The sequence below is a fragment of the Neisseria sp. 19428wB4_WF04 genome (assembly GCF_015235335.1).
Classification (GTDB): domain Bacteria; phylum Pseudomonadota; class Gammaproteobacteria; order Burkholderiales; family Neisseriaceae; genus Neisseria; species Neisseria musculi.
The window spans coordinates 1-19385 of record NZ_JADGLG010000022.1; the positions used below are offsets into that span (position 1 = coordinate 1).

Annotated in this window: 18 protein-coding genes; all 18 read left to right on the forward strand. The window is 55.9% G+C overall.

Annotated features, from left to right (window positions below; genetic code table 11):
• Positions 1-168: 168 nt before the first annotated feature.
• The 18 genes from IR141_RS06450 (at position 169) to IR141_RS06530 (ending at position 19372) form a co-directional block, all read left to right on the forward strand.
• Positions 169-1473, forward strand: a complete 1305-nt coding sequence (locus IR141_RS06450) for a nucleotide sugar dehydrogenase (protein ID WP_135034883.1) — start codon at positions 169-171, stop codon at positions 1471-1473.
• Between the two features lie 291 nt (positions 1474-1764).
• Positions 1765-2817 carry a Gfo/Idh/MocA family protein gene (locus IR141_RS06455; RefSeq protein WP_135034944.1) on the forward strand — a complete coding sequence of 351 codons (1053 nt, stop codon included), beginning with the start codon at positions 1765-1767 and terminating at the stop codon, positions 2815-2817.
• A gap of 15 nt (positions 2818-2832) precedes the next feature.
• Positions 2833-3873 (forward strand): glycerol-3-phosphate dehydrogenase/oxidase, encoded by a 1041-nt coding sequence (locus IR141_RS06460; protein WP_135034885.1) that lies wholly within the window; start codon positions 2833-2835, stop codon positions 3871-3873.
• Complete coding sequence (locus IR141_RS06465; protein WP_135034887.1) at positions 3870-4451, forward strand: acyltransferase; 582 nt, start codon at positions 3870-3872, stop codon at positions 4449-4451. Before IR141_RS06460 ends, IR141_RS06465 begins: the two co-directional genes overlap by 4 nt.
• Before the next feature lie 30 nt (positions 4452-4481).
• Positions 4482-5564: a DegT/DnrJ/EryC1/StrS aminotransferase family protein gene (locus IR141_RS06470; protein WP_135034889.1), complete on the forward strand. Its 1083-nt coding sequence runs from the start codon at positions 4482-4484 to the stop codon at positions 5562-5564.
• Complete coding sequence (locus IR141_RS13825) at positions 5561-5683, forward strand: hypothetical protein (RefSeq protein WP_255518802.1); 123 nt, start codon at positions 5561-5563, stop codon at positions 5681-5683. Before IR141_RS06470 ends, IR141_RS13825 begins: the two co-directional genes overlap by 4 nt.
• Positions 5684-5855: 172 nt before the next feature.
• Positions 5856-7274 (forward strand): lipopolysaccharide biosynthesis protein, encoded by a 1419-nt coding sequence (locus IR141_RS06475; protein WP_135034891.1) that lies wholly within the window; start codon positions 5856-5858, stop codon positions 7272-7274.
• Positions 7275-7311: 37 nt separating this feature from the next.
• Positions 7312-8481, forward strand: a complete 1170-nt coding sequence (locus IR141_RS06480) for a glycosyltransferase (RefSeq protein ID WP_135034893.1) — start codon at positions 7312-7314, stop codon at positions 8479-8481.
• 85 nt (positions 8482-8566) lie between these two features.
• On the forward strand, positions 8567-9793 hold the full coding sequence (locus tag IR141_RS06485; RefSeq protein ID WP_368665550.1) for an O-antigen ligase family protein: 1227 nt from the start codon (positions 8567-8569) through the stop codon (positions 9791-9793).
• A gap of 1 nt (position 9794) precedes the next feature.
• Positions 9795-10883 carry a glycosyltransferase family 4 protein gene (locus IR141_RS06490; protein WP_135034895.1) on the forward strand — a complete coding sequence of 363 codons (1089 nt, stop codon included), beginning with the start codon at positions 9795-9797 and terminating at the stop codon, positions 10881-10883.
• Positions 10880-11950: a glycosyltransferase gene (locus IR141_RS06495; protein ID WP_135034897.1), complete on the forward strand. Its 1071-nt coding sequence runs from the start codon at positions 10880-10882 to the stop codon at positions 11948-11950. The genes IR141_RS06490 and IR141_RS06495 overlap by 4 nt, the downstream gene beginning before the upstream one ends.
• Before the next feature lie 9 nt (positions 11951-11959).
• Positions 11960-13132 carry a glycosyltransferase gene (locus IR141_RS06500; RefSeq protein WP_135034899.1) on the forward strand — a complete coding sequence of 391 codons (1173 nt, stop codon included), beginning with the start codon at positions 11960-11962 and terminating at the stop codon, positions 13130-13132.
• Between the two features lies 1 nt (position 13133).
• Positions 13134-13751 (forward strand): sugar transferase, encoded by a 618-nt coding sequence (locus IR141_RS06505; RefSeq protein ID WP_135034901.1) that lies wholly within the window; start codon positions 13134-13136, stop codon positions 13749-13751.
• Positions 13738-14700, forward strand: coding sequence for an ATP-grasp domain-containing protein (locus IR141_RS06510; RefSeq protein WP_135034904.1), 963 nt, complete (start codon positions 13738-13740; stop codon positions 14698-14700). The genes IR141_RS06505 and IR141_RS06510 overlap by 14 nt, the downstream gene beginning before the upstream one ends.
• A complete protein-coding gene (locus IR141_RS06515) occupies positions 14693-15370 on the forward strand; it encodes an HAD family hydrolase (RefSeq protein WP_135034906.1) in 678 nt (225 codons plus the stop codon). Before IR141_RS06510 ends, IR141_RS06515 begins: the two co-directional genes overlap by 8 nt.
• A gap of 43 nt (positions 15371-15413) precedes the next feature.
• The gene (locus IR141_RS06520) at positions 15414-16196 is read left to right on the forward strand and encodes a formyltransferase family protein (RefSeq protein ID WP_135034908.1); all 783 of its coding nucleotides are present in this window, start codon (positions 15414-15416) and stop codon (positions 16194-16196) included.
• Positions 16189-17364, forward strand: a complete 1176-nt coding sequence (locus tag IR141_RS06525) for a DegT/DnrJ/EryC1/StrS aminotransferase family protein (RefSeq protein WP_135034910.1) — start codon at positions 16189-16191, stop codon at positions 17362-17364. Before IR141_RS06520 ends, IR141_RS06525 begins: the two co-directional genes overlap by 8 nt.
• A 106-nt stretch (positions 17365-17470) precedes the next feature.
• Positions 17471-19372: a nucleoside-diphosphate sugar epimerase/dehydratase gene (locus tag IR141_RS06530; RefSeq protein ID WP_135034912.1), complete on the forward strand. Its 1902-nt coding sequence runs from the start codon at positions 17471-17473 to the stop codon at positions 19370-19372.
• Positions 19373-19385: the final 13 nt, after the last annotated feature.

Sequence of the window (19385 nt, forward strand, 5' to 3'; positions counted from 1 at the left end):
GCCCCATGCACCCGCCCCTCCTGTTTTGTTGGTTTTGTGTAAATCCCGCCCTGCACCCGTACTCTAACGAAACCGCCGCCGCTGTAAACAGTCATAATAATATGCATTTGTAAAATCTTTCTTTTGTAAAATCTTTCTTTCCCTGTCCATTTACTCAGAGAATCTTCCATGAAAAATACCACCATAGAGAAATTTGCCGACAAATCAGCCAAAATCGGCATTGTCGGCTTGGGTTATGTCGGCCTGCCGCTGATGCTGCGTTATGTGGACATCGGCTATCAAGTGTTGGGCTTCGACATAGACGGCGAAAAAGTGCGCAAACTCAACAACGGCGAGAGCTATATCGAGCATATTCCCGCCGGCAAAATCGCCGCTGCCGCCGGCAGCCTGTTTGAAGCCACCACCGATTTCTCGCGCATCGGCGAAGTGGAAGCGGTGATTCTGTGCGTGCCCACCCCGCTCAACAAATACCGCGAGCCGGATATGAGCTTTGTTATCGACACCACCGATGCCGTAAAACCTTATCTGCGCGCCGGCCAGGTGTTGTCGCTGGAATCCACCACCTACCCGGGCACCACCGAAGAAGAGTTGTTGCCGCGCGTGGAAGAAGGCGGCCTGAAAGTGGGCGAAAACGTATTCTTGGTGTATTCGCCCGAGCGCGAAGATCCGGGCAACCCCGATTTTGAAACCCGCACCATTCCGAAAGTGATCGGCGGCCACACCCCTGCCTGCTTGGAAGTGGGCATCGCGCTTTACCAACCGGCCATCGACAAAGTGGTGCCGGTAAGCTCCACCAAAGCAGCCGAGCTGACCAAGCTGCTGGAAAACATCCACCGCGCCGTCAATATCGGCCTGGTGAACGAGATGAAAATCGTGGCCGACAAAATGGATATCGACATTCACGAAGTGATTGCCGCCGCCGCCACCAAACCGTTCGGCTTCGTAGCCTACTACCCCGGCCCCGGCTTGGGCGGTCACTGCATTCCCATCGACCCCTTCTATTTAACCTGGAAAGCGCGCGAATACGGCGTCAACACCCGTTTCATCGAATTGGCCGGCGAAGTAAACTCGGGCATGCCCGAATATGTAGTCAACAAAACCGCGCTCGCGCTCAACGACCACAACCGCTCCATCAAAGGCAGCAAAATTCTGGTTTTGGGCATCGCCTACAAGAAAAACGTAGACGATATGCGCGAGAGCCCCTCGGTCGAAGTGATGGAACTTTTGCGCGGCTTGGGCGCGGAAGTGTCGTACAGCGACCCACACGTGCCCGTGTTCCCCAAAATGCGCGAACACACATTCGACCTGAAAAGCGAGCCCTTAACAGCTGAAAACATCGCAAAATTCGACTGCGTAGTGTTGGCCACCGACCACGACAAATTCGACTATGCCCTGCTCAAACAGCACGCCAAGCTGATTATCGACACCCGCGGCAAATACCAGGGCAAAGCCGCCAATGTTGTGAAAGCATAAACCCGGAGAGAGGCCGTCTGAAAAGGCTTGTTTTGAACAGCATCATTTTATGGTTCCATTCATTTTTCAGACGGCCTCCTATAGTGGATTCACTTCATTCCCCCTATTTTCGGCGTAGGCAGCAGGCAAAAAACAGTCTGAATCAGATACAAACAGCCCAAACAATAGGAAGCCGGCGCTGTTGCCGCCCAAACAGTTAAAAAACCGCGCTCCCCGAGCCAAAGCACAGCGACGCCATAACGGCAGTCAAGCGGATTCACGCCAAACAGGATGAACACAGGATTAAGCCCGATGTACGAAACCATCAAAAACCGAAAAATCAAATTTGCGCTGGCCGGCTGCGGCCGCATTTCCAACAACCATTTCGGCTCGTTCGAAACCCTGAAAGACGATTGCGAAGTGGTGGCCGTGTGCGACACCGACCCTGAAAACCTGCAAAAAGCCATATCGCGCACCGGCGCCAAAGGCTACGCCTCCTACACCGAAATGCTGGCCGCCACCGATGCCGACATCATCGTGCTCACCACCCCCTCCGGCCAGCACCCCGAACAGGCCGTACAGGCTCTGGAAGCCGGTTTCCATGTGGTTACCGAAAAACCGATGGCCACCCGCCTTCACGATGGCGAGCGCATGGTGAAAGCAGCCGACAAAGCAGGCAAACGGCTGTTTGTGGTAAAACAAAACCGCCTCAACGCCACTTTGCAACTGCTCAAACGCGCCGTAGAAGAAAAACGCTTCGGCAAAATCTGCATGGTGCACCTGAATGTGTTTTGGACGCGCCCGCAGGAATATTACGACCAGGGCGGCGGCTGGCGCGGCACTTGGGAATTTGACGGCGGCGCATTTATGAACCAGGCCAGCCATTATGTCGATCTGATGGAATGGCTCATCGGCCCGGTTCAAGACGTGCAGGCGATGATTTCCACCCACCGCGACATCGAAACCGAAGACACCGGCGTGGTCAACATCCGCTGGCGCAACGGCGCGCTCGGCTCGATGGCCGTTACCATGTGCACCTACCCCAAAAACCTCGAAGGCTCGATTACCATTTTGGGCGAAACCGGCACCGTGCGCATCGGCGGCGTGGCGGTTAACGAAATCCAAGAATGGAACTTTGCCGACACGCGCGGCTACGATGAGCAGGTAAAAACCGCCAACTACGAAACCACTTCGGTTTACGGCTTCGGCCACCCGCTCTACTACAAAAACGTTATCGACGTGATGCGGGGCAAAGCCGAGCCGGTTACAGACGGCCGCGAAGGTTTGAAATCGCTGGAACTCTTAATCGCAGCTTACCTTTCCGCCCGCGACAACAAAACCGTGTCGCTGCCTTTGGTTTACTGACAAGGCCGTCCGGATATGAAAATCGCCGTAGCCGGCGCAGGCATCATCGGCGCGTGCACCGCCTGGGCGGCCGCCAAACAAGGCCACAGCGTTACGCTCTTTGAGCAGGACACCGCAATGGCGCACACCAGCCGCTCGTCTTCCAAGCTGCTCCACGGCGGCCTGCGCTACCTGGAAACCGGCCAGTTTGCGCTGGTGAAAAAAGCCCTGCACGCGCGCCGTTTCTGGCTGAAACACGCCCCCGATTTATGCAGGCCGCTGGAATTGCTGTTTCCCATTTATGCCCGGCGCGGCCGCCCCAAGTGGCAGGTCGGCATCGGCACCCGGCTTTACGACTTTTTGGCCGCCGGCAGCGGCTTTCCGTACAGCGCATGGCTCGGCAAAGCCGAAACACTGGCGCGCTGCCCTACCCTGCTTTCAGACGGCCTCAAAGGCGCATTTTCGTTTTACGATGCACAAATGGACGATTACGCGCTGGGGCAGCGGGTGGTGGAGCAATGCCGCCGCCTGGGCGTGAGCGTGGCCGAGCACCACAAAATCGAAAGTTTCGGCCAACTGGCAGAATTTGAACGCATCGCCAACGCCGCCGGCCCGTGGGCGATGGCGCTGCGCAGCCTTCAGGGCGGCACCCCCGCCTACGCTATCGACTGGGTGCGCGGCAGCCACATCTTTATCGACCGCTTCCAACCGCAGGCGCTGATGCTGCCGGTGCCGCAGGAAAAACGGATTTTCTTTGTGCTGCCCTATCAAGGCAAAACGCTTATCGGCACCACCGAAGTGCGCCAAAGCCACCCTGATGCGCAAAGGCCGTCTGAAACCGAAACCGCCTACCTTTTGGCCGCCTACAACGCCTACCACAGCGAAAAACTCACCGCAAACGACATCAGCGGCAGCTTTTCGGGCGTGCGCCCGCTGATTAAAAGTGCCGCCGACCCCAGCAATGCCACCCGCGAATGGGCATTCGAGCGCGTGGGCAACGTGCTGCACATCTACGGCGGCAAATGGACCACCGCGCAGCTTCAGGGAGAAGCCGCGCTACAGGAGTTATTGAAATGAGCCACTACACCGCACACCCCAGCGCCATCATCGATGAAGGCGCAAAAATCGGCGCAGGCTGCCGCATCTGGCATTTCGTGCACATCTGCGGCGGCGCCGAAATCGGCCAAAACTGCTCGCTCGGGCAAAACGTGTTTGTGGGCAACCGCGTGAAAATCGGCGACAACTGCAAAATCCAAAACAATGTTTCGGTTTACGACAATGTTTATCTCGAAGAAGGCGTGTTCTGCGGCCCCAGCATGGTGTTTACCAATGTCTATAACCCGCGCTCGCTGATCGAGCGCAAAAGCGAATACCGCGACACCCTGGTGAAAAAAGGCGCAACCCTGGGCGCCAACTGCACCGTTGTGTGCGGCGTTACCATCGGCCGCTTTGCCTTTATCGGCGCAGGCGCGGTGGTAAACCGGGATGTGCCCGATTATGCGCTGATGATGGGCGTGCCCGCCCGCCAAACCGGCTGGATGAGCGAATACGGCGAGCGGCTCAACCTGCCCGTAAACGGCAGCGGCCGCGCCGTCTGCCCCCACACCGGTGCCGTTTATACCCTTTCAGACGGCCGCTTGAGCAAATCAGAATAACCCGGATTCCAACACGCGAAAGAAAACACCATGCAGTTTATCGACCTTGCCGCGCAACAGGCGCGCATCAAGCCGCAAATCGATGCCAATATTCAAAAAGTGCTGGCCCACGGCCAATATATCCTCGGCCCCGAAGTGGCCGAACTCGAAGAAAAGCTGGCCGCCTATTGCGGCGCGAAATACTGCATCAGCACCGCCAACGGCACCGATGCGCTGCAAATCGCGCTGATGGCGCTGGGCGTGGGTGCGGGCGACGAAGTCATCACCCCCGGCTTCACCTACATCGCCACCGCCGAAACCGTGGCACTGCTGGGCGCAAAACCGGTTTATGTGGATATCGATGCAGACACCTACAACATCGACCCCGCCAAAATCGAAGCCGCCGTTACCCCGCACACCCGTGCCATTATCCCCGTTTCGCTCTACGGCCAATGCGCCGACTTCGACACCATCAACGAAATCGCCGCCCGGCACGGCCTGCCCGTGATTGAAGACGCGGCACAGAGTTTCGGCGCAAGCTATAAAGGGCGCAGATCCTGCAACCTCACCACCATCGCCTGCACCAGCTTTTTCCCCAGCAAACCGCTGGGCTGCTACGGCGACGGCGGCGCGGTGTTTACCAACGATGAAGGGCTGGCAACCGTTATCCGCCAGATTGCCCGCCACGGCCAAGACCGCCGCTACCACCATATCCGCGTCGGCGTAAACAGCCGTCTCGACACCTTGCAGGCCGCCGTTCTGCTACCCAAGCTGGCCATACTCGAAGAAGAAATGCAGCTACGCCGGCAGGCTGCCGCCTGGTATGCTGCCGCCCTTGCCGAAGCCGGCATTGCCGCGCCGTTTATCGAAGCCCACAACCAAAGTGCCTACGCGCAATACACCGTGCGCGTGAAAAACCGCGATGCCGTTCAGACGGCCTTGCAGGCAGCAGGCATACCCACCGCCGTGCATTATCCGATTCCGCTCAACAAACAGCCCGCAGTGGCCGATGATGATGCCGTGCTGCCCGTGGGCGACCAAGCCGCCGCAGAAGTGATGAGCCTGCCCATGCACCCCTATCTGACCGAAGCGCAGGTGCGCCGGGTGGCCGAAGCACTCAAAGCCGCCGTTTGACGGTTTCAGACGGCCTGCAAACCCATGAGGACAGCTTTGCTTTCAACAACCGCCGTAATGCGCAAACCAATCCTGCAGGCCGTCTGAAAGCCTTAAAAAAGCAAGCACGGTTGTTATAAAAACTTCCACAAGCCCCTGCGAAGCCGTTTCAGACGGCCGCACGCGTTACAGACAGGTTTCAGGCCGCACGGTATATTCAGACGGCCTGATAAAATACGCAAACCGGCTTGAAACCGGCGGTAAAACAGGTGCTGCCGTGCAAACGGCAGTTTACAATCATCAGGATTTTTGATGAATGCACGAACATTACTGGGCTATGCGCTGGGGCCACTCGGCGGAGCCGCTGTCGGCATCGTTTCGCTGCCGCTGATTTCCTGGTATTACCCCGCCGAAGACATCGGCCGCACAGTGCTGCTGCAAACTGTTGCCTCGCTGATGCTGACATTGGCCGGCTTGGGCTTGGACCAATCGTATGTGCGCGAATACCACGCTGCCGCCGATAAGGCCGCCCTGCTTAAAGCCATTCTTTCGCTGCCGCTGCTCATCACTTTGACAGTGTGCGGCGGTTTGGCATGGCAACGCACGGCATGGCCGTCTGAAATAATATTGGCAATCAGCGATGGCACTTTAGGGCTGCTGTGTTTGATGTTTTTGGCCGGCACGGTGTTTTCGCGTTATCTGCTGCTGATTTTGCGGATGCAGGATAAGGCTTTCGCTTTTTCGCTCGGCCAGCTCTCGCCCAAAGTGTTGATTTTGGTGTTGGTGCTGGTTTATGTGGCCGCCGGCCTGCCCACCGGCACCTTCACGCTGATACTGGCCTATGTTTTGGCTCAGGCCGTTACCATCGTTGTGCTGCTTTGGCAGACGCGCCGCGAGTTGAAGGCCGCCGCCGCCGCGCCGTTTTCCACGCAGCAATTGAAAGAAAGCCTCCGTTACGGTGTGCCTCTGGCTTTGGGCGGGTTGGCCTATTGGGGCTTCACTTCGATAGACCGCTTTCTGCTGAAAGAATTGGCCGGATTATCGGAATTGGGCATCTATTCGATGGCGGTGAGTTTCGGCGCGGCGGCGCTGATTGTTCAGAATATTTTTTCAGTGATTTGGGCGCCGATGGTGTTCAGATGGGTGAACGAAAACACCCACTTGGATAAAATAGGCGGCATTGCCGCCACCATGGCCGATTTGGTGGCCGCGCTCATCTGCATCGTGGGGATTTTTTCGCCGCTGGTTACTTGGGTATTGCCCGAGAAATACGCACCCGTGCAGTTTATCCTGCTCTCGAGTATGCTGTTTCCGCTGCTTTACACCTTAACCGAAGTAACCGGCATCGGCATCAACGTGAGCAGAAAAACTTGGTTGGTTACGGTGTTTTCGCTCACCGCCCTGCTGGTAAATGCCGCGCTTTTATATGTGTTGGCACCTGCGCTGGGTGCCAAAGGTGCGGCCATATCTACCGCTGTGGCTTTTTGGGTGTTTTCGGTGTTGAAAAGCGAGGCTTCGGCACGGCTGTGGCTGCCGCTGCCGCGCGCCGGAATCTACGGCACCGTGTCGGCCTGTTTGGCCGTGTGCCTGGCCTACACTTACAGCGGCAACAGCAGCAATTATTATATTTTTGCCCTGCTCTGGCTGGCTGCATTGACCGCCCTATATCGGAAACACCGTGCCGCCATCGGCTCTTTGGCAGCGAAGGTGAAAGGCCGTCTGAAAAAATAGCTGCAAACACACTGGAACAATAACAAGGTAACGCCCTATGCACGTTTTAATCATACCTTCCTGGTATCCTGCCACCGCTGAAGATGTTGACGGTATTTTTTTCCGCCAGCAGGCGCAGGCTTTGCAGCGTTCCGGTTTGCAGGTGGGCGTTATCGCGCCGCTTTTCCGTTCGCTGCGCCGCACCAAAACCATCTTGACCGGCGGCTACGGTATACGCAGTTATATTGAAGAAGCAATACCGACTTATGTGTATAAAAGTATGTATTTCTTTCCGCGCCTGCCGCCGGATCGTGCCCGCTGGGTTAAGGCAGGCAAAAAACTGTTTGAGCGTTATGTGCGCGAGCATGGGCAGCCGGACATTATCCACGCCCACGCCATGAACTTCGGCGGCATATTGGCTTATGAAATCCACAGTGAAACCGGCATTCCTTTTGTGATAACCGAACACAGCTCGACTTATGCGCGAAAACTGATTCACGATTGGCAATGGGCCGCCATGCACCGCTCTGCTGCCGCCTGTGCCGGCCGCATCGCGGTCAGCAAACACTTTTGCGGACTGCTGCGCACCGAATACCGGGGTTTGGATTGGAAATATATTCCCAATATGCTGTCGGCCAAGGCTGCCGCGCCTTTTAACCCCGCCGAAAAACCGCGCGGCAACCATTTTACTTTCTGCTCGGTTGCCCACCTGAATTTCAATAAAGGCTTCGATATTCTGCTGCCGGCTTTTGCCCAAGCCCTGAAAACACACCCCGGCCTCAAACTGCAAATCGGCGGCACGGGTATGGCCGATGCAGAATTGCACGCCTTGTCCGAAAAGCTCGGCCTGCGAAATGCCGTTACTTTTCTCGGCGCACTGAAATATGATGAAGTGTTGGATTTGATGCGCCGCTCTGACGCTTTCGTGCTGGCCAGCCGCAATGAAACGTTCGGCGTGGTTTATATTGAGGCACTCTCACAGGGTTTGCCGGTGGTTGCCACCCGCTGCGGCGGCCCCGAATCCATCGTTACCCCTGAAAACGGCCTGCTGGTGCCCAAAGAAAATGTGCAGGCGCTCACTCAGGCTTTAATCGATATCTATGAAAACCGCAGCCGCTACGATGCGGCAACGCTTCGGAACAACTGCCTGAAAGAATTCAGCGAAAAGAGCGTGGTATCGCAAATTACCGAAGAATACCGCCGAATCTTACCGGCAACCCCAGTTTAGGCAGACGGCCGATATGAAAATCAAAAGCCAGAATCTTTATATTTTTATGATATACGGCATGCTTTGCGCCTATATGGCAGGGCCCATGCTGTCGTTTTTGGCGGGCGTTCCGCGCATAGACAACCCGTTGTCGATGGTGTTTGTGCTTTCCACGCTGATGATTGCATTTTTTGAAAACAAACGCTTCAACAGTACCATTGCTTTCACACTCTTGAGCCTGGCCGTCATGGCCGGATGGGCTTCGATACACTTTTTTATCTCATCGCTTACCGCTTCCAACTATGCAGATTTAACGTTTTTTATAACGGTTCCCTGCTTTTTCTATCTGCTGCAATCCATTTTGCTGCACCACCCAAACAGGCTGCAATTCATACGCAGGCTGATTTTGGTGATGACTTTGTTTATCTCTGTGCCGCCCGTGTTTGAACTGCTTGCGGGCATACCGCTGGTGAAGGGCGATGAAGTTATCGCGCTGGAATCGGGCGTTATCAAAGGTTTGTTTTTCAACCCCAACAACTTGGGCACCACCGCGTTGTGTTTTGCCCCTGCCGTGCTGTTTTTTTTCAACCTGCAAAGCCGCTCTTCCAAAGACACGCTTACTGGTTGGCTGCTGTTTCTGTTGCTGGGCTTTATCATCATCATCAGCGCCTCGCGCACGGCCACCATGCTTTATCTGCTGCTGTTTTTGGGCAACCTGATGTATCGCGGCAATGCCTTGATAACGTTTATTGCCGTTTTTCTGGCGGCTGTCGGCCTGTATTCCGTTCCTACCGAATGGATTAAAGAATTTCTGCTCTCGCTTTACGGCAATCCGTTTTTAGAAAACATTTCCTCACGCCTTTATTTGTTTTTATTTGATTTGGAAAGCGACAACTCTGTATCCTACCGGCAGGAAATTTACCACTATTTCTGGAACCACCCGCCTTTGCTGATCACCGGCTACGGCCCCAAAAACTTCCAGGAATATTTCGGCGGCCATCTCAGCGGCAGTTTGGGGTTCAACAACCCCCACAGTTTCATTATCGAGCTTTATCTGGGTTTCGGCGTCATATCGCTGTTAGGGTTTGCCGGATATGTGGCGGCCTATACGGCAGCGCTGGTTTCCGTCCGCTTGGATAACAGACAACGCTTTTTCGGCTTGTTCTGCATGGTAGTTTTTTTAGTTGGCGGCTTTATCCCCTCTTCGATTCTGCGCCTGCCTTTTATCTGGCTGCCCTGCATTTTGATTTTGATTGATACCGTTTACCGTTTTACCCCCGCCCATGCCCCACCATACCGATACCGACCCTACAGCGCAGCAAACAGGCAATAACATGGAAAAAATCGTTTTAGCCACTTCGATGAGCGGTTTGGGCGGCACCGAAAACGCCACTTTCCGCTTAGGCCGGCTGCTGCGCCGATACGGCCACCCCGTCGTGTTGGCTTCTTCAAACGGCCCCTTGATAGAGCAGGCCCGCAATTTGGGTATCGGCTGGTATCCCATCGATTTTTACAGCGGCGGAAAAACCGGCCATCTGAAAAGCATGTGGGCATTTGCCAAAATGCTCAAACGCGAGCGACCCGACATCATACACTGCCAAATGGCGCGCATCGTGCCGGCCTGCACCATTGCCGCCAAACTGGTTTCACCCGAAACCAAGGTGTTTTACCACGCCCGCGGCCTGCGCGCGGAAACTTATCCGAAAATTGCCTCATGGTTCGACAAGCTGGGAGTCAACATTATTGCCAACTGCAAAACCGAGCGCGACAAAATCATCCGCTACGGCTTTCCGGCAAACCGCATCACCTACACCTATAATGCTTTGCACAAAGTAGAATCGGTGCCGGAGAAAACCGTTAAAGACCATGTGGTTTTAGGCACATTGTCGCGCCTGGACAAACACCGTGCTGTGCATCTGATGTTGGATATTTTCAAAACGCTGGTAAACGAACGCAGCCTGCCCGTCAGGCTCTTGGTGGCCGGCAACGGCGAAGAGGCCGGCAACCTCAAAGCCCAAGCACACCGGTTAGGCATTGCCGGCAAAGTTACCTTTCTCGGCGGCATTCATGATTTGGGCACTTTTTTCAGAGAAGTGGATATCTTGGTCAGCACACCGTTTTTTCAGGGCGACTACGGTGCCGGCGTGGGCAACAATGTTTTGGAGGCCGCACTCTATAACACACCGGTTGTAACCTACAATATGTCGGGCGTGTCGGAAATCGTGACCAACGGAGAAAACGGCTACTGCATTGCCACCGGCGACAGTGCCGCTTTCGTTGAAGCGGTAGAAACGCTGGTTTACAACCCGTATTTACGCACCCGCATGGGCAAAGCGCTGCACCAGCGTGTCACATCACTGTGTTCCGATGAAGAAATCTACCGCACCACCATGAAAGCCTACCAAATGGAGAACAACCGATGAAAATCATTCTAACCTCTTCCATGAGCGGTTTGGGCGGCACAGAAAACGCCACCTTCCGTTTGGCCCGCCTGCTCCACCAACACGGCCACCATGTTATTCTGGCCTCTTCAGACGGCCCCCTGGTGCAGGATACTAAAGATTTGGGGATTTCCTGGCGCCCTATCGATTTCTACCAAAGCGGAAAAACCAGTTATCTGAAAGCCGCACTGGCCTATACCAAACTGCTGGCGCAGGAAAAACCCGATATCGTACACTGCCAAATGGCGCGGATTGTTCCCGCCTGTGCCGCTGCCGCCAAACTGGCATCACCGAAAACCAAAGTGTTCTACCACGCCCGCGGCCTTGACCCCGAAACCTACCCGAAAATTGCCAAGCTGTTCGACACGCTCGGCGTTTATATCATCGGCAACTGCAAACACGAGCAGGCCAAGCTCATCCGCCACGGCTTTCCCGCTTCGCGCATCAGCTACACCTACAACGCCCTGCCCAAACCAAACGGCAGCCCGCAGAAAACCGAACGCAGCCAAGTGGTGCTCGGCACGCTCTCGCGCTTGGACAAAGTGCGCGCAGTGGATTTGACGCTCGATGTATTCAAAATCCTAACCGACAGGGGGTTGAACGTGCGCCTGCACATCGCCGGAATCGGCGAAGAAGAAGGCCGGCTGAAACAGCAGGCTCAAGATTTGGGCATTGCCGACAAAATTGCCTTTCTCGGCGGCATACGCGACTTAAACGCCTATTTTCAAGAAATCGACATTTTGCTCAATACACTCAACTGCGAAGGCGATCACGGCGCCGGTGTCGGCAACAATATTTTAGAAGCCGGCATATACGAAACCGCCGTAGTCAGCTATGGCGTTATCGGCATTCCCGAGATGATTATTCATGGCGAAACCGGTTTCTGCACCCCCTTGCGCGACCAGGAAAAATTTGCCGATGCCGTAGAAAAACTGGTTTGCGACCCAGCCTTGCGCACACGCATGGGCAAAGCCCTCAGACAGCACGTTGAAGCCCTGTGTTCCGATGAAGAAATCTACCGCGCCACGATGGCGGCCTACCGTATGTGAGGCAGAATCATGAACATTACCATTGTCGCCCCCTATTGCTCCCTGCCCTCCGAGCCGCACTTCAACCGTTTCTGGTATCTTGCCGAACTGTTGTCGCAAGAACACGATGTGTTGCTGATTACCAGCAACTTCAGGCATTACGACAAATCTTTCAGACGGCCGGAAGATGCCGCAAATGCCTCAACAGGCCGTCTGAACGTGCTGCTGCTGAATGAAAGCGGCTACACTCAAAACGTGTCGCTTGCGCGCGTGCAGAGCCACCGCGTGTTCGTGAAACACTTTGAGCAATGGCTCGGGCAATGCCGGCCCGGCAGGCAGGATATTGTGTATTCCGCCTACCCGCTGATTGCCACCAATATCCTTCTGGGCAGGCACAAAGCGCGTTTGGGCTACAAACTGATTATCGATGTGCAGGACGTTTGGCCGGAATCGTTTTCATCGGTTATCCCCGCGCTGAAAAAAATCCCACACAACCTGCTGCCGTTTGCCTCACGCGCCAACGCTGCCTATGCCGCTGCCGATGCCCTGGTGGCCGTGTCGCAAACCTATCTGACACGCGCCCAAGAAGCCAATCCCCGCGCGCCCGGCGAAGTGGTCTATATCGGCGCCGACTACGACAAACTCGCCAAAGCCGAACCCCGCCCGTTTCACGGCGGCAAAACGCGCTTCTTTTATTTGGGCACCTTAAGCTACAGCTACGATATGCAAACCGTGTGCCAAGGCATCAACCGGCTGGCGCAAACCGACAAAAGCATCGAGCTGCACATCATGGGCGGCGGCCCCGATTTGGAAAAACTCAAACAATACGAATCTGAAGCGGTGAAGTTTTACGGCTATATCCCCTACGCCGAAATGATGTCGGTGGCCAAAAGCTGCGATATCGCCGTCAATCCCATCCACTCATACGCCATGCAGTCGGTAACCAACAAACTTTCCGACTATATGGCACTGGGCAAGCCGGTATTGAACAGCCAGCAAGGCAGCGAAACCAACGAAATCCTCACCCTGCTGCCGCACGAAAACTACCGCTCGGGCGATGTGGAGGGCTTTGTTGCCGCCGCCCGCCGAATCCTGCAACGCAAAAACGATCCGGTAAACAGCGAAGCAATCATGCGCCGTTTCAAACGCAGCATGGCCTATCAGAAAATTGTCCGCCTGGTGGAAGAATTAGGAAGCCGATAACATGAATATGCTGATAAAACGCCTTTTCGACATTGCCGTCTCGGCCGCCGCGCTGGTTCTGCTTGCGCCCGTGTTTTTAGTGTTGGTTTATCTGATACGCAAAAACCTCGGCTCGCCGGTGTTTTTCACCCAGGAGCGGCCGGGCAGAAACGGCAAACCGTTTAAAATGATTAAATTCCGCTCCATGCGCGATGCGGCCGATGCAAGCGGCAAGCCGCTTCCCGACAGCGAACGGCTCACCCCGTTCGGCAGAAAGCTGCGCGCCACCAGCCTCGATGAGCTGCCCGAATTGTGGAACGTGCTCAAAGGCGACATGAGCCTGGTCGGCCCGCGCCCGCTGCTGATGCACTACCTTCCGCTGTATAACGCATTCCAATACCGCCGCCACGAAATGAAGCCCGGCATCACCGGCTGGGCGCAGGTAAACGGGCGCAACGCCATTTCGTGGGACGACAAATTCAAATATGATGTATGGTATATCGACAACCACAGCTTTTGGCTGGATATCAAAATTTTATGCCTGACCGTTAAAAAAGTGTTTGTACGGGAAGGTATTTCTGCCGAAGGCGAAGCCACCATGCCTTATTTCACGGGAAACAACCATCATGAAAAAAAATAACATACTCATTTTATCCGCCGGCCGCCGCGTAGAGTTGGTGCAGAATTTCCAAACCGAAGCCGCCCGGTTTTCAGACGGCATCCAAGTGCTTGCTACCGACCTCAACCCCCGCATGTCTCCCGCCTGCCACGCGGCAGACGGCGCATTCAGCGTGCCGCCGATTGCCGCCGCAAACTATATCGACAACATTTTCGATTTGGCGCGGCAACAGGGCATCGGCCTGATTATCCCCACCATCGACACGGAGCTGCAAAAGCTCGCCGATGCCCGCAGCCGCTTTGAAGCAGCAGGCATTCATATTGTCGTTTCAGATTCCGAACTGGTGGCCCTCTGCCGCGACAAACGCGCCACCGCCGGCCTGTTTGAACGCTGCGGCATCGCCACCCCCGAAATCTACGGGCGCGAAAACCTCACCTTCCCCTGCTTTGCCAAACCTTATGACGGCAGCCGCAGCATAGGCGCGAAATATATCCACACCGCCGAAGATTTGTCTTACGATTTGCTCAAAGACCCGAAAACCATCTTCTGCCAATACATCGACATCACCAACGAATTTACCGAATTCACCGTTGATCTGTATTACGACCGCTCAGGCCGTCTGAAATGCGCCGTGCCGCGCGAAAGGCTTGAAGTGCGCTCCGGCGAAGTGAGCAAGGGTGCCACCCGCCGCAACGGCCTTTACACCCTGCTGGCCGGCAAAATGGCGCATCTCGAAGGCGCGCGCGGCTGTATCACCGCCCAGTTTTTCTACAACGGCAGCACGCTTTACGGCATCGAAATCAACCCCCGCTTCGGCGGCGGCTTTCCGCTCACCTATGCCGCCGGCGGCAACTACCCCGGCTGGCTGATAAGCGAATACCTCTACGGCGGCGCAATTCCGTTTTTCGACCAATGGGAAAACAACCTGATTATGCTGCGCTACGATGCGAAAGTATTGGTACATGAATAAACCCATCCGCCCCGCCCAAACCGTGTTGGTATTGGATCTCGATGACACCCTCTATGCCGAACAGCACTACAAACGCTCCGGCATCGAAGCCGTGTGCCGCCACATTGCCGAGCTTTACCCGCAGCACACCGCAGAGGGCCTGATGGCGCAAACCGATCCCGAAAGCAGCCGCTGGCTCGAGCAGCTTTGCGCCTTCTGCGGCTTCAACGACAGCGAAAAACAGTCGCTGTTGTGGGTATACCGGCTGCACCGGCCGAACTTAACCGGCTGTATGCCGTCTGAAAAACTGAAGCAGCTGATGCAGCCGTTTGCCGCCCGCGTGCTGATTTCAGACGGCCGCAGCCTCAGCCAGCGCCGCAAGCTCTCCGCACTGGGGCTGCTCGATGCCTTCGAACACATCATGATTTCCGAGGCTTGGCAAAGCGAAAAGCCCGATGCCCGCCGCTTTCTCGCCGTTGAAGCGGCCTACCCGGGCAAAACCTGCATTTATGTGGGCGACAACACCAAAAAAGATTTTCTCGCCCCCAACCGTTTGGGCTGGCTCACTATCGGCATTCTGCCGCAGGCGCACCATATCCACCGCCACCGCCCGCAGGATTTCGATGCCGCCAGCCAACCCGCCCTCTGGCTGGACAATATCGGCAGCCTGGCAAATCTGATCGCGGCGTAAGCCCGATTGTAAATACACCCATCCAAGCAAAAAGGATTGCACGATGACCAAAATCCTCTTCATGGGCCGGAAAAAAGTTTCCGCCGCTCTTTTGGAATTTTTATCTGCCCAAAGCGGCATCGAAATTGTCGGCGTATTGACCGACAGCCATCTGCAAGGCTCGCCCACAGCCGCCGCAGCCAAACGCCTGGGGCTGCCGCTCTACACCTTCGACACCGCGCTCGAGGCCATACGCGCAGGCCGTCTGAAATACGATTTGGGCTTATCGCTATTGTATTGGCGCAAACTGCGCGATGAATTTCTCACCGCGCCCGCACGCGGCACCATCAATTTCCACCCCGCCATTCTGCCCGAATACAAAGGCACCGGCGGCTACAATCTGGCGATTATGGACGGCCTTTCCGAATGGGGCATTTCCGCCCACTATATCGATGACTCCATCGACACCGGCGACTTAATCGAAGTGGTGCGCTTTGCCATGAACCCCGACACCGCCACCGCACAATCGCTGGAGCGCGAATCGATGCAGCATTTGGAACAGTTTGCCAAACGCCTGATTATGCAGGCGGTCGAAAGTGAAACCAAACTGCCCGCCTTCCCCAATATCGGCGGCGGATACACCAGCCGCGCCGAAATGGAAGCCATGAAAGAAATCCGCCCCGGCGACGATGTGGGCAGAAAAGTCCGTGCGTTTTGGTTCCCGCCCTACGATGGTGCCTACATTGAAATCGGCGGACGCAAATACACCTTGATCGACCGCCGCATTTTAGAAGAAGTCGCCCCCAAAGATTCCACCAGCCTTTTTGCAGGATCAGCCGATGCTTAACACCTCTATCGCCCCGTGGCCCAGCTTCACACAAGAAGAGGCCGATGCCGTTTCGCGCGTTTTACTGTCTAACAAAGTGAACTACTGGACAGGCAGCGAATGCCGCGAATTTGAAAAAGAATTTGCCGCCTGGTGCGGCACAGAATACGCCGTTGCCTTAAGCAACGGCACGCTGGCGCTCGATGTTGCCCTCAAAGCCATGGGCATCGGCGCGGGCGATGATGTAGTGGTTACCCCGCGCACCTTTCTCGCCTCTGCCTCAGCCATCGTTACCGCCGGTGCCAACCCCGTGTTTGCCGATGTCGATTTAAACAGCCAGAACATTTCTGCCCAAACCATTCAGACGGCCTTAACCCCCGCAACCAAAGCCGTTATCGTGGTGCATCTGGCCGGTATGCCCGCCGAGATGGACGAAATCATGGCGCTGGCCGAACAACACCGGCTGTGGGTGATTGAAGACTGCGCCCAAGCGCACGGTGCCAAATACAAAGGCCGCCCCGCAGGCTCCATCGGCCATGTCGGCGCGTGGTCGTTCTGCCAGGATAAAATCATGACCACCGGCGGCGAAGGCGGCATGGTTACCACCAACGATAAAGATTTGTGGGAAAAAATGTGGTCGTATAAAGACCACGGCAAAAGCTACGATGCCGTGTATAACCGCCCGCACCCGCCCGGCTTCCGCTGGCTGCACGAGCACTTCGGCACCAACTGGCGCATGATGGAAACCCAGGCCGCCATCGGCCGCATCCAACTTAAGCGCATGGCGGAGTGGACGGCCAAACGCCAAGCCAACGCCGCGCAGCTCGAAGCCGCGCTCAAACCGTTTGCCTGCATCCGCCTGGTAAACGTGCCCGGCCATATCGAACACGCGCAATATAAATTTTATGCGTTTGTGAAACCCGAAAACCTGAAAGCGGGCTGGAGCCGCGACCGCATCGTTGAAGCCCTGACCGAACGCAAAGTGCCCTGCTATCAGGGCAGCTGCTCGGAAGTGTATCTGGAAAAAGCCTTCGACAACACGCCGTGGCGCCCCAAAGAGCGGCTGAAAAACGCTGTCGAGCTGGGCGGCACCAGCCTGATGTTTCTGGTGCACCCGACCATCACGCCCGAAGAAATGGCATTCTGCTGCAAAAACATACAGGAAGTGCTTGCAGAAGCAACGGCATAAAGTTTTCAGACGGCCGAACCGCGCCCGCACGAGGCCGTCTGAAAGCCGCTGTTATCCAAATTGAAAATACGCTTTTCCAAAACCATAACAGCCGGATAATCACACGATGAACCTGGAAACCCTGCTTGCATTGCCCCGCAATGTCAAAAAAACCTGTTTCGTTATCCACGACACTTTGGTGATTTTCGTGGCTTTTTGGTTTGCCCAAAGCCTGAAAGCCGACTATTCGAACGAGTGGGACAACTTTGCCAACTGGCTGGCGTTTTCCTCCACCGCCGTGCTGACCATTATGCTGTTTGTTCGGCTGGGGCTCTACCGCGCCGTTACCCGCTATGTGAGCCTGCGCATTCTCAGCACCGCCGTCATCGGCTGCGCCGTGTCGGCTTTGGTGTTTCTGCTCAGCGTGCTGCTGTTTGAACAGCGGTTGCGGCCGGTTTTACCGATGGTGTATTTTCTGATGCTGGTGGTGCTGGTTACCAGCTCGCGCATCATTCTGAAAGCCATACTCGCCGACCGCAGCCACAGACAGATGGCCGCCGTGATTATCTACGGCGCGGGGCAGTCGGGCCGCCAACTGCTCGAGGCGGTCAAACAGGTAAACGAATACAACGCGGTAGCGTTTGTCGATGACAACCCCGCCATCCAACACACCACCATCTACGATCTGCCCGTTTACAGGCCGTCTGAAATCGAAGATCTGGTCAAACGCTACGGCGTGGAAAAAATCCTGCTGGCGATTCCCAGCGCGCCGCAGGAGCAGCGCAAATTGATTATCGAACGCCTCGAACCGCTGCCCTGCGAAGTGTTGGCGATTCCCGGCATGAAAGATTTGGTCGATGGCAGAATCAGCGTCAGCTCGCTGAAAAAAGTGTCGGTGGTCGATTTGCTCGGCCGCGACCCCGTTGCTCCGCGCCCCGAGCTGATGCGCGCCGACCTTGCCGGCAAAGTGGTGCTGGTAACCGGCGCGGGCGGCTCCATCGGCTCCGAGCTTTGCCGCCAGATTATCCGCTGTCGCCCCGCCAAGCTGCTGCTGTTTGAATTATCGGAATTTTCGCTTTACAGCATCGACAAAGAGCTCAACGAATTTCAGACGGCTTTGGGCATGGATATCGAAGTGGTGCCGCTGCTGGGTTCGGTGCAGCAGCGCGGCCGCCTCTCCAGCATCATGCAGGCCTACGGCGTGCAGACCGTGTATCACGCCGCCGCCTACAAACACGTGCCGATGGTGGAATTCAACACCATTGAAGGCGTGCGCAACAATGTATACGGCACACTCTTTTGCGCGCAGGCCGCCGTGGAAGCCGGCGTGGAAACCTTTGTGTTGATTTCCACCGACAAAGCGGTGCGCCCCACCAACACCATGGGCGCGAGCAAACGCATGGCCGAGCTTTGCCTGCAGGCGCTGGCTGCCGAGCCGGATATGCAGACCCGCTTCTGCATGGTGCGCTTCGGCAACGTACTCGGCTCTTCAGGCTCGGTGGTGCCGGTGTTTGAAAAACAAATTGCCGCCGGCGGCCCCGTTACCCTCACCCACGAAGACATCACCCGCTATTTCATGACCATTCCCGAAGCCGCGCAACTGGTGATTCAGGCCGGCGCAATGGGCAAAGGCGGCGATGTGTTTGTGCTCGACATGGGCGAGTCGGTGAGAATCATCGACCTGGCCAAACAGATGATCCGCCTGAGCGGCCTGGAAGTGAAAGACGGCCAAAACCCCGATGGCGACATCGAAATCAAAATCACCGGCCTGCGCCCGGGTGAAAAATTATATGAAGAATTGTTAATCGGCGAAGAAGTGCAGAAAACCACTCATCCCCGCATTATGACCGCCAACGAAGTAATGCTGCCGTGGAAAGAATTATCCGACATACTTAACCGTATGGACACGGCCTGCAACGAGATGAACCAACCCGGGCTGCGCCAACTCTTATTGGAAGCGCCCACCGGCTTTGCTCCCACAGACGGCATCTGCGATCTGGTGTGGCGGCAAAGCCAAAAGGCCGTCTGAAATATTTTCAGAC

Excerpts from the sequence above, each read along its gene's own strand:
- IR141_RS06450 (WP_135034883.1), top strand. The coding sequence starts at position 169 with ATGAAAAATACCACCATAGAGAAATTTGCCGACAAATCAGCCAAAATC.
- IR141_RS06455 (WP_135034944.1), top strand. The coding sequence starts at position 1,765 with ATGTACGAAACCATCAAAAACCGAAAAATCAAATTTGCGCTGGCCGGC.
- IR141_RS06460 (WP_135034885.1), top strand. The coding sequence starts at position 2,833 with ATGAAAATCGCCGTAGCCGGCGCAGGCATCATCGGCGCGTGCACCGCC.
- IR141_RS06465 (WP_135034887.1), top strand. The coding sequence starts at position 3,870 with ATGAGCCACTACACCGCACACCCCAGCGCCATCATCGATGAAGGCGCA.
- IR141_RS06470 (WP_135034889.1), top strand. The coding sequence starts at position 4,482 with ATGCAGTTTATCGACCTTGCCGCGCAACAGGCGCGCATCAAGCCGCAA.
- IR141_RS06475 (WP_135034891.1), top strand. The coding sequence starts at position 5,856 with ATGAATGCACGAACATTACTGGGCTATGCGCTGGGGCCACTCGGCGGA.
- IR141_RS06480 (WP_135034893.1), top strand. The coding sequence starts at position 7,312 with ATGCACGTTTTAATCATACCTTCCTGGTATCCTGCCACCGCTGAAGAT.
- IR141_RS06485 (WP_368665550.1), top strand. The coding sequence starts at position 8,567 with ATGCTGTCGTTTTTGGCGGGCGTTCCGCGCATAGACAACCCGTTGTCG.
- IR141_RS06490 (WP_135034895.1), top strand. The coding sequence starts at position 9,795 with ATGGAAAAAATCGTTTTAGCCACTTCGATGAGCGGTTTGGGCGGCACC.
- IR141_RS06495 (WP_135034897.1), top strand. The coding sequence starts at position 10,880 with ATGAAAATCATTCTAACCTCTTCCATGAGCGGTTTGGGCGGCACAGAA.
- IR141_RS06500 (WP_135034899.1), top strand. The coding sequence starts at position 11,960 with ATGAACATTACCATTGTCGCCCCCTATTGCTCCCTGCCCTCCGAGCCG.
- IR141_RS06505 (WP_135034901.1), top strand. The coding sequence starts at position 13,134 with ATGAATATGCTGATAAAACGCCTTTTCGACATTGCCGTCTCGGCCGCC.
- IR141_RS06510 (WP_135034904.1), top strand. The coding sequence starts at position 13,738 with ATGAAAAAAAATAACATACTCATTTTATCCGCCGGCCGCCGCGTAGAG.
- IR141_RS06515 (WP_135034906.1), top strand. The coding sequence starts at position 14,693 with ATGAATAAACCCATCCGCCCCGCCCAAACCGTGTTGGTATTGGATCTC.
- IR141_RS06520 (WP_135034908.1), top strand. The coding sequence starts at position 15,414 with ATGACCAAAATCCTCTTCATGGGCCGGAAAAAAGTTTCCGCCGCTCTT.
- IR141_RS06525 (WP_135034910.1), top strand. The coding sequence starts at position 16,189 with ATGCTTAACACCTCTATCGCCCCGTGGCCCAGCTTCACACAAGAAGAG.
- IR141_RS06530 (WP_135034912.1), top strand. The coding sequence starts at position 17,471 with ATGAACCTGGAAACCCTGCTTGCATTGCCCCGCAATGTCAAAAAAACC.